This window comes from Zobellia uliginosa, from assembly GCF_900156625.1.
Taxonomy (GTDB): Bacteria; Bacteroidota; Bacteroidia; order Flavobacteriales; family Flavobacteriaceae; genus Zobellia; species Zobellia uliginosa.
Map to the genome: position 1 here is coordinate 945429 of NZ_FTOB01000002.1, position 14113 is coordinate 959541.

Consider the following 14113-nt stretch of genomic DNA (forward strand, 5'->3'; position numbering starts at 1 on the left):
GAACTATTAAAAAAGGCCTCTAATTAGAGGCCTTTTTCTATTTGTTTTTTTCTAAGAATTTCAGATGGTAACTTACTTCGCCCGTCATGCCATAGCCGGAATATTCGTTTACTACTTTTCCTTTAGGACTTAGTATGGTCAGTAAAGGAAAGACGCCCTTCTTGTTCAGTTTTTTTAAGAGGACTTGGTTGTGCTCCCATTGTTCCGTGCTCAATAAATCCCTATTCCGCGGTATATCTATATAGAGTAGCACGTAGTTTTTTGATAGCTCATAAAACTCGTCCGTATCAAAAAGGTCGCGTTTCAGCATTTTGCATGGGGGGCACCAATCGCTTCCGGTGAAATACACCAGAACATTCTTATTTTCTTCTTTCGATATATGCATGGCACTGTCGTAATTCTTTAGCCAGTCGACTTCCTTGATAGGGGTGTCGGTCTGACCCAACAGGCAGAAGGGCAGAAAGAATAATAATAAGAATTTCATAGCTTACGGATTTAAATCGTTAACAAGCAAATAGCCTGCCATTATTTAAATAACGAGTCCATTCCCGGAATATTGGGCATACCTTCTTTTGCTACGGCGGCAAGTTCCGCTTCGTTGACCTGTGTAGCCTTTGCTATGGCCTTATTAAGGGTCAGGATCAGAAAGTCCTCCAATTGCTCTTTGTCTTCGAGCAGACTATCGTCTATTTGAATCTGTTTTACCTCCCTATTGGCCGTAATGGTCACCTTGACCAAACCATCTGCCGAAGATTCTTCTAGGCTCACCGTGTCGAGGCGTTTTTTGGTTTCTTCTACTTTTTGCTGGGTTTCCTTGAGTTTTCCCATCATACCCATCATATCTCCGAACATAGTTTTCTTTTTTTCTGTTAGACTGATTTGCGAAATTACTAAATTGTAGCTAAAATCTGTCTACAATGAACCATTTGGCGAAAAAGTATATCGTTCTAGGCTTATGCCTTACATTTGTGCCCTTAGTTCAAAGTCAACAAAAGAATATGAGTGAAGCAAAAGCACCGATAGCGAAAAAGATTCCGTTTACATTGGAGAAACACGGAGATGTCAGGGTAGATAATTACTATTGGCTGAGCGATAAGGAAAATCCGGAGGTGATTGCCCATCTAGAGGCCGAAAAGCAGTATTACGATTCCCTTACGGCCCACACCAAGCCTTTTCAAGAGCTTCTTTTTAATGAAATGAAATCCCGAATAAAGGAAGATGATGCTTCGGTTCCCTATAAGCAAAACGGGTATTGGTATATTACCAGGTACGAGACAGGAAAAGAATATCCTATTTATTCGCGCAAGAAAGGTAGCCTTGATGCTCCGGAGGAAATTATGTTCGACGGGAACGAAATGGCCAAGGGACACGAATACTTTAGTATTGGAGGAATTGCCATTAGCCCGAATAACCAATTGGCCGCCTTTGGTGTTGACACCGTTTCAAGACGGCAATATACCATCCGCATAAAAAACCTTGAAACCGGAGAAATTTATGCGGATACCATAGAGAATACCACGGGGGGCTCGGTCTGGGCAGATGATAACAAGACTCTTTTTTACACCAAAAAAGACGAGGTTACCCTGAGGTCCGATAAAATTATGAAGCATAAATTCGGTACCTCGGCTGAAGAAGATGTGCTCGTGTTTCATGAAAAGGACGATACCTTCGGTACATACGTATACAAATCGAAATCTAAGAAATATATCTATATCGGTTCGTACAGCACCTTGACCTCTGAATATCAATACCTGCGTTCCGATGATCCCGATGGTGAGTTACAAATGTTCTCGCCCCGCGAACGAGGTGTGGAATACAGTGTTTCACATTACGGATCGCATTTTTACATCTTGACCAATAAAGACGGTGCCACGAATTTCAAATTGATGAAAACCGATGAAAATGCGACCACTTCGGATCATTGGGAAGAGTTTATTCCCCACCGTGAAGATGTTTTGTTGGAAGATGTCGATATGTTCAAGGACTACTATGTGATATCGGAACGATCAAACGGATTGAACCAAATCAAGATCAATAGATGGGACGGTTCCGATTCGTATTATCTGCCTTTTGATAGTGAGACCTATACGGCAGGTGTAGGCCGCAATCCTGATTTCGACACTGAAATTCTTCGCTATTCCTATAATTCGATGATCACTCCCAGTTCGGTAATCGACTTTAACATGAGAACCAAGGAGAAGGAAGTCAAAAAAGAACAAGAAGTGCTAGGGGGATCATTTGAAAAGAATAATTACAGGGAAAAACGCATCTGGGCTACGGCCCGAGACGGGGTGAAGATCCCCATGTCGATCGTATACCATAAAGACACAGAACTTAACCAAGAAACTCCGGTATTACAATATGCCTATGGTTCGTACGGGCATACCATAGACCCCTATTTCTCTACGGTACGTCTTAGTCTTTTAGATCGGGGCTTTGTCTATGCCGTGGCACATATAAGGGGAGGGGAGTACCTAGGAAGGCCTTGGTACGAAAACGGCAAGTTGCTCAAAAAAAAGAACACCTTTACCGATTTTATAGATTGCTCAAAATATCTCTTGGAACAAGGATATACTTCTCCAGAGCACCTATATGCCATGGGCGGTTCTGCGGGAGGACTCCTAATGGGAGCCGTTATCAACATGGCACCGGGCCTATATAACGGGGTAATTGCCGCGGTTCCCTTTGTCGATGTGGTCACCACCATGCTCGACGACTCCATACCATTGACTACGGGAGAGTATGACGAATGGGGAAATCCGAACGACAAAACGTATTACGATTATATGAAGTCGTATTCGCCCTATGACCAGGTAGTCGCGCAAGAATACCCGAATTTATTGGTGACTACAGGTCTCCATGATTCACAGGTACAATATTTTGAACCTGCAAAATGGGTGGCCAAACTTAGGGAGATGAAGACCGATAAGAACCTATTGATGATGGACATTAATATGGATACCGGACACGGAGGGGCTTCCGGGCGATTTGAATCATTACGGGAAGTCGCTAAAGAATATGCCTTCTTGTTGGATTTAGAAGGAAAGGTAACAGAATAATACCGGCAATTGTACCGTTTGGTTTTATGAGAAAGGGAAATTCAGTCAAGATACGTGATTTTAGAACCTTTAAATTGTTCAAATCTTGTGTATAATGCTAACGAAATGTTAATGATTTCATATAAATGCCACAAAATCTTCATTTTTTAGAGGTATTTTCGATGTTAAAATGACATATTCAAAAAAAATAGTAATTTTGCTATAAGAATTTTGTGGATATCTTGAGAATACCATAGATAGTTCCCGAAACCAGACATCCTTTATGGAAAACAAAATCAAGGCTTACAACAGTATCCTAGAACTTGTAGGAAACACACCGCTAGTAAAATTAAACAGAATAACAAAAGGCTTCACAGGTAACTTTTACGCCAAGGTAGAAGCTTTCAACCCTGGCCACTCTTCCAAAGATCGCATAGCGATGCATATTATAGAAGAGGCGGAGCGCAAGGGCATTTTAACCGAAGGGAGCACCATCATAGAGACCACATCGGGCAATACGGGTTTTAGTATTGCGATGGTGAGCATTATCAAAGGTTACAAGTGTATTTTGGCGGTAAGTTCAAAATCATCAAAAGATAAAATCGATATGTTGCGTTCAATGGGCGCAACGGTCTATGTTTGTCCCGCACACGTGAGCGCAGACGATCCCCGTTCGTATTACGAGGTGGCAAAACGCTTGCATAGGGAAACCAGCGGATCGATTTACATCAATCAATATTTTAACGAGCTTAACATGCATGCCCACTACGAAAGTACGGGGCCTGAAATATGGGAGCAGACCGGTGGTCAGATTACCCATTTTGTGGCTTGTAGTGGAACGGGGGGGACCATTTCCGGTACCGCAAAGTATCTGAAGGAGCAAAACCCCGACGTTAAGGTTATCGGTGTCGACGCCTTTGGCTCCGTATTGAAAAAATACCATGAAACCCGCGAGTTCGATGCTAATGAAATCTATCCGTATCGTATAGAGAGCTTAGGTAAGAATCTAATTCCTTCCGCAACGGATTTTGATGTAATCGATAAATTTATAAAGGTTACCGATTCCGAAAGTGCGCATACGGCACGTGAAATCGCCAAAACCGAAGGTATTTTTGCCGGCTATACCAGTGGTGCCGTCATGCAGGCCTTGAAACAGTTGAACGAAGAAAACGAATTTGGCCCCGATGATAACGTTGTCGTTATCTTTCCTGACCACGGTTCTCGATATATGAGTAAAGTATATAGTGATCAATGGATGGAAGATCAAGGCTTTTTCGACACCAAGGAAGTTGGTGAAATTCAGAAAGTACAATATATCAAAGAATAACAACGAGGTTTGCAAAAGTTAAAAAGCAATGACTATAGGTCATTGCTTTTTTGTTTCGGAATAATATTTTATGAATGTTGCTCTTAAAATCTTACTTTTGCCCTCAAATACAAAGTAAACCTAAATGCGAGATTTATTTGACAGAATTCTAGAGAACAAGGGTCCGTTAGGAAAATGGGCTTCACAGGCGGAGGGATATTTCGTTTTTCCTAAGTTGGAAGGTCCAATTTCCAACAGGATGAAATTTCAAGGAAAAGAGGTAATCACTTGGAGTATCAATGATTATTTAGGCTTGGCCAACCTTCCGGAAGTTAAAAAGGTAGACGGGGAAGCGGCTACAGAATTTGGAGCGGCCTACCCGATGGGGGCTAGAATGATGAGTGGTCATACCGACTTTCACGAGCAGCTCGAAAAAGAGTTGGCCGAGTTTGTTGATAAACAATCCGCTTACTTATTGAATTTTGGTTACCAAGGAATGGTTTCTGCCATAGATGCCTTGGTTTCGAAGGATGATATCATCGTTTATGATGTTGATTCGCACGCCTGTATTATCGATGGCGTTCGTCTACACATGGGTAAACGCTTTACCTTTAAGCATAACGATATCGAGAGTCTTGAGAAAAATCTTGAGCGTGCCACAAAAATGGCCGAGCATACCGGAGGTGGTATTTTGGTGATTTCCGAAGGGGTATTCGGAATGCGGGGCGAGCAAGGAAAACTCAAAGAGATTATCGAACTCAAGAAAAAATATACGTTCCGTTTGTTCGTTGATGATGCACATGGCTTTGGAACCTTAGGCGCTACTGGTGCCGGTACGGGTCAAGAACAAGGCGTACAAGACGGTATTGATGTCTATTTTGCCACTTTCGCCAAATCTATGGCGGGTATTGGGGCCTTCATCGCGGCCGATAAGGAAATTATCGATTATCTCAAGTACAACTTGAGGTCGCAAATGTTTGCCAAATCCCTACCGATGATTTACGTAAAAGGGGCATTGAAGCGATTGGATATGCTACGTACCATGCCTGAGCTAAAGGCCAAGTTGTGGGAAAACGTAAACGCGCTTCAAAACGGACTAAAAGATAGGGGCTTCAATATAGGAAGCACGAATACATGTGTTACTCCGGTGTACCTTAACGGTAGTATTCCGGAAGCGATGGCACTGGTCAAGGATTTACGTGAAAACTACGGAATTTTCTGTTCTATAGTGGTTTACCCTGTAATACCTAAAGGTTTGATTCTATTAAGAATGATTCCTACCGCCACGCATACCATGCAGGATATAGAAGAAACATTGGAAGCTTTTTCCGCTATTAGGGACCGTTTGGAAAATGGTACCTACAAAAGATTGTCTGCAGCTGTTGCTGCGGCAATGGGAGAGTAAGCGAAACTTTTTCGTTAAAAAATAAAAGCCCCGTTTTTATAAAACGGGGCTTTTTTATGACTTATTTTTTATGCCGGTAGGGCGGAAGCGGTCTATATCTCACAGGTTCTTTTTGTAGGTACAGCGCCGTTTGTAGATTTTAGGGTCAAAATGCTTCCACATTTGACGGATGGCAATATTGTCTTCAAGTTCGGGCGTACGGTAGCACATTTCAATCCCCCTCTTGTTGAAGGTCTTGTAGTATTCGTTAAAGATAATGGCCGTAACCCCCTTGTTTTGGTAATCGGGGTGAATGCCTATAAGATAGAATACCGCATCCTTGTTGTGCTTTTTTGCACGCAATAGGTGGTAAAAACCAAAAGGGAACAGTTTTCCCTTCGCCTTTTGCAAGGCACTGCTGAACGAAGGCATAACAATGGCAAATGCGATCAAACTATCGTTTTTGTCTACAATGAACTTAATGTATTCGGGATCTATAAATGTGATATACTTTTTCTTAAAGTATTCTTTTTGCACATCGGTTATGGGTACAAAAGAAGAAAGTTTGGAGTAGGTTTGGTTAAAAAGGTCGAACATTTGGTCGACCAAGGGCATTACCTCGCTTGTTTTCTTAAAATTGATCTCACGTAGGCCATAACGACGTTTGACTAATTCATTCAATTTCGTGAATAGGGCGGGGTCGGCATTCTTGGCGGGAAACTTGTTTTCGACGTATTTTTTTTCCTTGACAAAGCCCAAGCGTTCATAGTGGTCTACATAATAGGCGTGATTGTACCAGGTAACCATGCTTCCAGGCTGGTCAAAGCCGTCTGTAAGCACGCCTACCTTGTCTAAATTGGAAAATCCTACCGGACCCTCCATAAACTCCAAATTGTGCGCAGCGCCTATCTCGGCCACCTTTTTTAGTAAGGCTTCCGATACTTCGGGGTCATCGATAAAATCGAACCAACCGAAGCGCATTTTCTTAACGTTCTGTTGATTGACCTCAAGGTGATTGATGATAGCTACGACACGGCCTACGATCTTATTGTTCTTATAGGCAAGATAGAACCAAGCGCTGGCATTTTTAAAAGCAGGATTGGTGTCCTTGTCGAACGTCGCCATTTCATCGGCAATCAAAGGTGGAACCCAATAGGCTGAATCTTTATAAAGCGCAAAAGGAAATTTCACGAACTGCTTTAGTTCGTCTTTTGAAATCGCTTCTTTAAGAGTGACCATACCATTTTTTTTGTAAGGTCAATATTAGGGATAAATAGGATGAGAATAAAATTATGAAACTGAATTTTGCAAAATTGTGAAAAGCTCGGCCCCTTTAAAAATCAATGGCACCGTTATCACGATCTTTGCTTTTGTTCTTTCGTTGCTTCTTTTCCTGTTTCCTCATCTTTCTAAGTTCTTTTTTAGAAGGGCCTAGGTCGATGTCTTCGGCACCGCTACCACTTTCCCCTTTTTTACGGGCTTCCTTCTTTTTCTTTTTCATCGCGTTCTTCTTAATGGGGCCTCCATTTTCGCCGGCACTTTGCTCATCTATCGATTTCAACTTGTCTTTGTGCATATCGAAGCGGTACGAGCCGCCAACGGTAATAAAAATACGTGAAGGGGTGTTCTTGAAGCTTGCGCCAAGGTTAAAGTCGACCTGAAGGTCATCTGTAAGCAAATGCGCGATACCTCCCCGAATAAGGGCGTCGGAATAGCGATCGCTTTGAATACCCTGGTTTTCCACAAAGGCACTCCATTTAGGGTTGCGGAAGGCATGGGAGAGGGATATCAGATAACTCAACTCAGGGTAATCGGTGGTAATTCGGTCATACGCTATATTGGTAATCAATACAAAACGAGGGGTCAGTCTACTTTGTGTAGCTATCATCCCGCGGTACGACACGGTTGGGTCACCGACATAAAACGGGTTATCGCCTAAATTAAAGGTGGCCCCACCATAAAGGGATATGGACGGAATTAAATTTTTGAACTTAAAACCGTAATTGGCCTTCCAACTATAAAGATTGGGTTTGTTGCGTTCCGGGTTTTTGTAATGGTCGTAGATCATGTATTTCAGTCCGACCCGGTTTCTTGAAAAATCGGTCAGGCTTTCCGAAGTGCCAAAATCGGTATAAGTGATATTCTGGTTGACATAAGTACCCTCATAATTTATTTCCAATTGCTCAAAAAGAAGTCCGTACCGCAAAGATATATCAGAGCCCCAAATATTACTTTCGGTATTGAGCAAACTGTGGTCACGTTGTTCGAACAGTACGCCCGCCTCTACCTGAAGCACATTGCGGCCAACGGCATATGCACTGACTGAAAGTCCAGGCCTGTTGGAGTTGATTACATCGGTATATTGTGAAGCCCCAATAAAGGGAAGGGCAAAAAATAAAGTCAAAAGATATTTTTTCATCTTGGTGTCGCTAGATTAACTTTGAACTCGTATTCGTTTTGTAAAGATAGAAGGCTATGAACGAACACCATTTTTTATAGGCCAATACCTCCATAGTCTTGTGTTTTACGACTTTTATGGAGTATACACTTATATTTGAAATGGTACTTTAGTAATATTTTAGCACTTCTACACTGCTATTACAACGTTAGAATCGTATTTTTGATATAATTATTTCGAAAAAAGTATGGCATTTTTAAAAACTATATTGATCATCGTACTGATCTACTATCTGTTCAAGTTGGTAGTAAAGATGTTCGCTCCTAAGATATTCGGTTATGCGGCCCGTAAAACGCAAGAGCACTTTAATGAAAAGTTTGGGGGATTTGCCCAACAAGAGCAAGCGAGGCAAGAGCGCGTCGGCGATGTTATCATAGAAAAAAAACCTTCCAAAGGTAGTAGGTCAAATAATCAAGTAGGCGATTATATCGACTTTGAGGAAGTAGAGTAACCGTATTCCCGTTTTCCAGATTCCTTTCGGAGTAGTGTCATTTTCTCTTTCTTGCCTAGGTTTATTTTTTTCGGTAGGCTTGGGCTGTAGCTAAGGCGTTCTAAGTTTAAAAGTGCCTTCTGATTCCAAAGTAGAGATAAGTTCATTATTTTAGCCGAAACAATCGATATCTCCCATTATGCAAAAAGGATTGAAGGCCTTCTTCGTACATTTTTTTGTTACCGTATTTTTTGTTGTCGCCGCTTTGGCTTATTTCTATCCCGTACTTCAAGGGAAGGTGATTGAACAGTCTGATATTGTTCAGTTTACGGGAATGGCCAAAGAACAGAATGATTTTAGGAAAAAGACCGGTGACGAACCGTATTGGACCAATAGCGCCTTCGGGGGCATGCCCACATATCAATTGGGGGCGTATTATCCACATGACTACATAAAGACATTAGATCGTGCGATTCGGTTTTTACCGAGGCCCGCCGACTACCTTTTTCTTTATTTTATTGGGTTTTATATATTGCTTTGTTGTTTAAAGGTCGATTATCGATTGGCCATTGTAGGGGCACTGGCATTTGGTTTTTCTACCTATTTGATCATCATATTGGGGGTCGGGCATAACGCCAAGGCCCATGCCTTGGGATATTTGCCTATGGTCTTAGGGGGAATTGTATTGGTGTTCCGTAAAAAATACCTTTGGGGCTTTATTCTTACCGCTATTGCCATGGCCTTGGAAATAAAGGCCAACCACTACCAGATGACCTATTATTTCATGCTTTTGGTACTGATTCTAGGTGCGGTCTATCTTTATGATGCCATTCGCAACGGAAAGCTGGCGCATTTTTTCAGTTCGGTGGGCATTCTATTGGTGGCGGTCCTATTGGGTATTGCGGCCAATGCCACAAGCCTTATGGCAACGAAGGAATACGCCGATTGGAGTACCCGTGGCAAATCGGAACTTACCATTAACCCCGACGGTACGACAAAGGAGAATACGAACGGATTGGATAAATCGTACATCACCCAATGGAGTTACGGGATTACCGAATCATTGAATCTTTTTGTGCCCCGTTTGTTCGGCGGATCGAATAGTGAAAACCTGGGAGAGAATTCCAAGACTTTTAATTTTCTGGTCGACCAAGGAGTGTCTCGAAGTCAAGCTCTAAATTTCTCAAAGGGACTTCCTTTGTACTGGTCGGATCAACCCGGCACATCGGGCCCGGCCTATATTGGTGCAATCATCTTCTTTCTTTTTGTTTTAGGACTCATTTTGGTCAAGGGAAAGACCAAATGGTGGCTATTAGGCGGGGTGATTATGTCGTTGTTACTCTCATGGGGGAAGAACTTTGGCCTATTGACCGACTTTATGATCGATTATTTTCCGCTATACGATAAGTTTCGGGCAGTGTCGTCGATACAGGTGGTCTTGGAGTTGTGTGCTCCCGTATTGGCCATTTTGGCCGTGCGTGAACTGTTTACGACTTCTGTTCGGGTAGAGGAAAAATTGAATGCCTTGAAAATTTCCTTTTTTACCGTCTTGGGTCTCTGTGTCGCCCTGTTTATCTTTAAAGCAGGCTTCGATTTTGTGGGACCTAGTGATGAATTCCTAAAAAGAAATTACGGCGACGAGCTGGTATCCTTGATCCAGGCCGACCGTAAGGCCGTGTATAATTCCGATCTTTTGCGTTCATTGCTATATGTCTTTTTGGCCGCTTTGGCGCTTTGGTTCTATATAAAGGGAAAGCTAAAGGAAAATTTGGCGATAGTAGCCCTTGGAGCCTTGATCGTATTTGACTTGGTCGGTGTAGGTTTGCGGTACGTAGATAGTGAAGACTTTGTTTCAAAGAGAAGAATGACACAGCCTTTTCCTGAAACGGCCATAGATCAAGAAATCAGTAAGGATAAATCCATTTTTCGCGTATATGACCCCCAAGAAGGTATCAATGGGGCCCGTACGTCGTATTATCACCAAAGTATCGGAGGTTATCACGCCGCCAAACCTGCAGGTCTTGAAGACCTATTCAGCTTCTATATATACAAAGGGAATTTGGAAGTACTCAATATGCTCAATGTAAAATACGTAGTGCAGCAAGACGAAGAAGGTAAAAGCTACCCTGCGGTCAACCCCAATGCCAATGGCAATGCCTGGTTCGTAAGTAAAGTACGCAAGGTAGGCTCGTCAGATGAAGAAATCTTGGCCTTGAACGATTTGGATACAAAGACCGAAGCGGTCGTTAACCAAGCCAAGGTAAAAGAATTGAATCAATTGGAATTTGCCGTTGATTCTACGGCTTCCATCCGCCTAACCGATTACAGGCCGAATCACTTGGTCTACGAATCGGCCAACCAGAATCGCGGACTGGCCGTTTTCTCCGAAATGTATTATCCACATGGATGGCATGCCTATATCGATGATAAACCACAAGATTTCTTTAGGGTAAACTATACGCTTCGGGCTATGGAGGTCCCAGAAGGAAACCATAAAATCGAATTTATTTTCGAACCCGAGGTCGTGGCGACCGGAAGTAAGATTACCTTGGCCAGTAATATCCTTTTGGCCCTTATCGTTCTCGGCGGTATTGGTTTTACGTTTTTTGCCCCCAAGAAAGAAAAGGAACTGAACGACAAAAAAATAGCTGGTAAAGGTTGAGTTATTCTGATATCCAACAATAAAATTATTTATGAAGAAAGTCCTCATCATCACCTATTACTGGCCTCCTGCGGGCGGTCCTGGGGTGCAGAGATGGCTAAAATTCGTTAAATACCTTCGTGATTTCGGTGTTGAGCCCTTGGTCTACATTCCCGAAAATCCGCATTACCCTATAGAAGACGCCACTTTGGCCTCTGAAGTTGTCGAAAACCTTAGCGTTTATTCACAGCCGCTTTTTGAACCGTACGGCATAGCGAAGGTTTTCTCCTCGAAAAAAACAAAACGCATCAGTTCGGGAATTATCCAAACCAAAAACCAGTCGGTCTTTGAAAAGGCCATGCTTTGGGTGAGGGGCAATTTTTTTATTCCGGATGCCCGAAAGTACTGGGTAAAACCTTCGGTAAAATATTTGAGTGACATCATTGCCAAGGAGAAGTTGAAAACCATCATTACTACAGGTCCACCACACAGCGTGCATCTCATTGGTCGGGAGTTGAAAAAATTGCACGATTTACAATGGTTGGCCGATTTTCGCGATCCATGGACCTCTATAGGCTACCATAAGGAACTCCGACTTTCGAAAAGTTCCCAAAAAAAACACAAGGCCCTTGAGTATGCCGTACTCAATGAAGCCGATAAAATAGTGGTGACCAGTAAGACCACAAAAGAAGAGTTCGAAAGTATTACAAAACAGCCCATTTCGGTTATTACCAACGGCTACGACTTGGAGCATAGCGGGGAGGTAGATTTGGATAAAGGATTTACCATTTCCCATATCGGTTCCTTGCTAAGCGGAAGAAACCCTGAAAACCTATGGAAGGTGCTCTCGCAAATAGCAAGGGAAAATGCCGTCTTCAGGGGTGATTTACAGCTAGAGTTCATGGGAGTGGTAAGCCAAGATGTTATGGATACCATGTACCGTTATGAGTTGGGGCCTTATATTAAAATGAGGGGCTACGGTTCACATGCCGAAGCCCTACGAAAACAACAAAGCTCGCAATTGTTGCTTTTGGTAGAAATCGATAGCGATGAAACCAAGGGAATTATCCCTGGCAAACTGTTTGAGTACATGGCGGCGAAGCGACCTATTTTGGCGGTTGGCCCCCAAGGTTGGGAAGCGGGCGAGATCATTCAACGCACAAACGCGGGCAAGGTATTCGACTACTCCGATCTTGAGTCCTTAAAACAAGCTATTTTAGCTTGGTACCGGGCCTATAAGAAGGGGAGTATTGTATCGGAATCGGTCGATGTGGAGCGTTTTAGCAGACGCGCCCTAACCGAAGAACTTTCAAAACTCTTGTAATGGGAATTGTATTTAAGCAATCGCTCAACAATTCAATTATTACATACCTCGGTTTCGGACTGGGGGCACTGAATACCTTGGTCCTCTATTTGCAGTTTATGGACCCCGAGTATTACGGACTCCTACAGGTGGTCTTGTCGGCCTCGGTCGTTTTGATGCCCTTATTGGCCTTTGGGGTACCGAATACACTGGTCAAGTTCTACAGTAGCTTTAACGATAGCAAATCTACAGACGGTTTTTTGACCCTTATGCTTTTTTTGCCTTTGGCACTTATGCTTCCTATTGCCGGAATCACCTATATAGTGAACGATGCTATTGGAAGTTTTTTATCCAAGGAAAATCCCATCGTAAAAGATTATGTGTGGCATATCTTTTTAGTTGCCATGGTTATGGCCTATTTTGAAGTTTTTTACGCTTGGGCCAGGGTGCATATGAAATCGGTTTTCGGCAATTTCATGAAAGAGATTTTCGGTAGGGTGGGGCAGACTACGCTACTGGTCTTGTTGTATTTCGAGGTGATTTCGGTTACGTCTTTTATAGATGGACTCGTAATCGTCTATATTTTACGAATGCTCGTTATGAAACTATATGCCTATCGCTTACATAGGCCTCGATTGGTTTTTGACTTTCCTGAAAACACACCTAAAATCTTAGTATATAGTGCCCTTATTATCTTAGGCGGTTCCGTGGCCATTGTCTTATTGGAAATCGATAAGGTCATGATCAACCAATTTATCAAGATCGAGAATGTGGCCTACTACAGTGTAGCCAGTTTTATTGCCTTGGTCATAGCCGTACCCTCGCGGTCGATGCACCAGATAACCTACCCCCTTACAGCTGAACTCCTGAATAGAAACGATGCTGTGGGGCTAAAGCGGCTATATCAAAAAAGTTCGCTTACGCTTTACGTTATTTCCGGACTGCTTTTTGTTCTTATCTTCCTTAATCTGGACGATTTGTACAAGTTGCTTCCCGATGCCTATAGACATGGGTATTTTATCTTTGTCTGGTTGGGACTTGCCAAGCTATATGATGCCCTATTGGGGAATAACAATTCCATTCTTTACAATTCCGATTACTACAGGGCCGTATTGTTTATGGGGGTCTTTTTGGCCATTGTTACCGTGCTTCTAAATGTTTGGCTTATACCGGCATACGGACTTGATGGTGCGGCAATTGCCAGTTTTTTGGCCTTTTTTATCTACAATACGGTAAAACTGGTCTATGTCAAGATGAAATTCGATATACTTCCCTTTACCAAGGAAACCATTGCCGTGACTCTATTGATGATCGGTACGGTATTGGTTTTTTACTTTGTTACGCTTCCCTTTCATCCTATTTTGAACATTATGATCAAAGGATTGGGGATTAGCTTGCTCTATGTTGGGGTGGTATATAAGTTCAAAATTTCCGAAGATGTTTACCAAGTGCTGAACGGTCTATTTGGAAAGAAAGGCGAATAGCTTTACCTTAACATTTGCTAGTCACTTTCATGGGGTACATTCCGTCCAAAGCTGACATTAAGCCGTAAG

At 42.6% G+C, this 14113-nt stretch carries 11 protein-coding genes; 7 read left to right on the plus strand and 4 right to left on the minus strand.

Features of this window, described 5'->3' with window-relative positions; all coding sequences use genetic code 11:
* Window positions 1–37 precede the first annotated feature (37 nt).
* Together BW980_RS08405 and BW980_RS08410 are read right to left on the minus strand one after the other, a co-directional pair.
* Complete coding sequence (locus tag BW980_RS08405; protein WP_076454615.1) at window positions 38–484, minus strand: thioredoxin family protein; 447 nt, start codon at window positions 482–484, stop codon at window positions 38–40.
* A gap of 41 nt (window positions 485–525) precedes the next feature.
* Entirely contained in the window at window positions 526–852 is a 327-nt protein-coding gene (locus BW980_RS08410) for a YbaB/EbfC family nucleoid-associated protein (RefSeq protein WP_076454616.1), read from the minus strand.
* A gap of 146 nt (window positions 853–998) precedes the next feature.
* Between BW980_RS08410 and BW980_RS08415 the strand changes: the two genes are divergently transcribed.
* From BW980_RS08415 to BW980_RS08425, 3 genes are all read left to right on the plus strand, one after another.
* Window positions 999–3059, plus strand: coding sequence for a S9 family peptidase (locus BW980_RS08415; protein WP_083690435.1), 2061 nt, complete (start codon window positions 999–1001; stop codon window positions 3057–3059).
* 262 nt (window positions 3060–3321) lie between these two features.
* Entirely contained in the window at window positions 3322–4365 is a 1044-nt protein-coding gene (locus BW980_RS08420; RefSeq protein ID WP_076454620.1) for a cysteate synthase, read from the plus strand.
* Between the two features lie 124 nt (window positions 4366–4489).
* Window positions 4490–5749, plus strand: coding sequence for a cysteate-C-fatty acyltransferase (locus BW980_RS08425; protein WP_013995379.1), 1260 nt, complete (start codon window positions 4490–4492; stop codon window positions 5747–5749).
* 99 nt (window positions 5750–5848) lie between these two features.
* On the opposite strand, the gene BW980_RS08430 is transcribed toward BW980_RS08425, so the two are convergent.
* Window positions 5849–6967, minus strand: coding sequence for a GTP cyclohydrolase (locus BW980_RS08430; RefSeq protein ID WP_076454622.1), 1119 nt, complete (start codon window positions 6965–6967; stop codon window positions 5849–5851).
* A 94-nt stretch (window positions 6968–7061) separates the two neighbouring features.
* Window positions 7062–8147, minus strand: coding sequence for a transporter (locus tag BW980_RS08435; RefSeq protein ID WP_076454624.1), 1086 nt, complete (start codon window positions 8145–8147; stop codon window positions 7062–7064).
* A 226-nt stretch (window positions 8148–8373) separates the two neighbouring features.
* On the opposite strand from BW980_RS08435, the gene BW980_RS08440 reads away from it, so the two are divergent.
* From BW980_RS08440 to BW980_RS08455, 4 genes are all read left to right on the plus strand, one after another.
* Window positions 8374–8637, plus strand: coding sequence for a DUF4834 family protein (locus BW980_RS08440; protein WP_076454625.1), 264 nt, complete (start codon window positions 8374–8376; stop codon window positions 8635–8637).
* 178 nt (window positions 8638–8815) lie between these two features.
* The gene (locus BW980_RS08445) at window positions 8816–11278 is read left to right on the plus strand and encodes a YfhO family protein (protein WP_076454627.1); all 2463 of its coding nucleotides are present in this window, start codon (window positions 8816–8818) and stop codon (window positions 11276–11278) included.
* Window positions 11279–11309: 31 nt separating this feature from the next.
* The gene (locus BW980_RS08450; protein WP_076454628.1) at window positions 11310–12581 is read left to right on the plus strand and encodes a glycosyltransferase family 4 protein; all 1272 of its coding nucleotides are present in this window, start codon (window positions 11310–11312) and stop codon (window positions 12579–12581) included.
* Complete coding sequence (locus tag BW980_RS08455) at window positions 12581–14044, plus strand: lipopolysaccharide biosynthesis protein (protein ID WP_076454630.1); 1464 nt, start codon at window positions 12581–12583, stop codon at window positions 14042–14044. The genes BW980_RS08450 and BW980_RS08455 overlap by 1 nt, the downstream gene beginning before the upstream one ends.
* Window positions 14045–14113 lie beyond the last annotated feature (69 nt).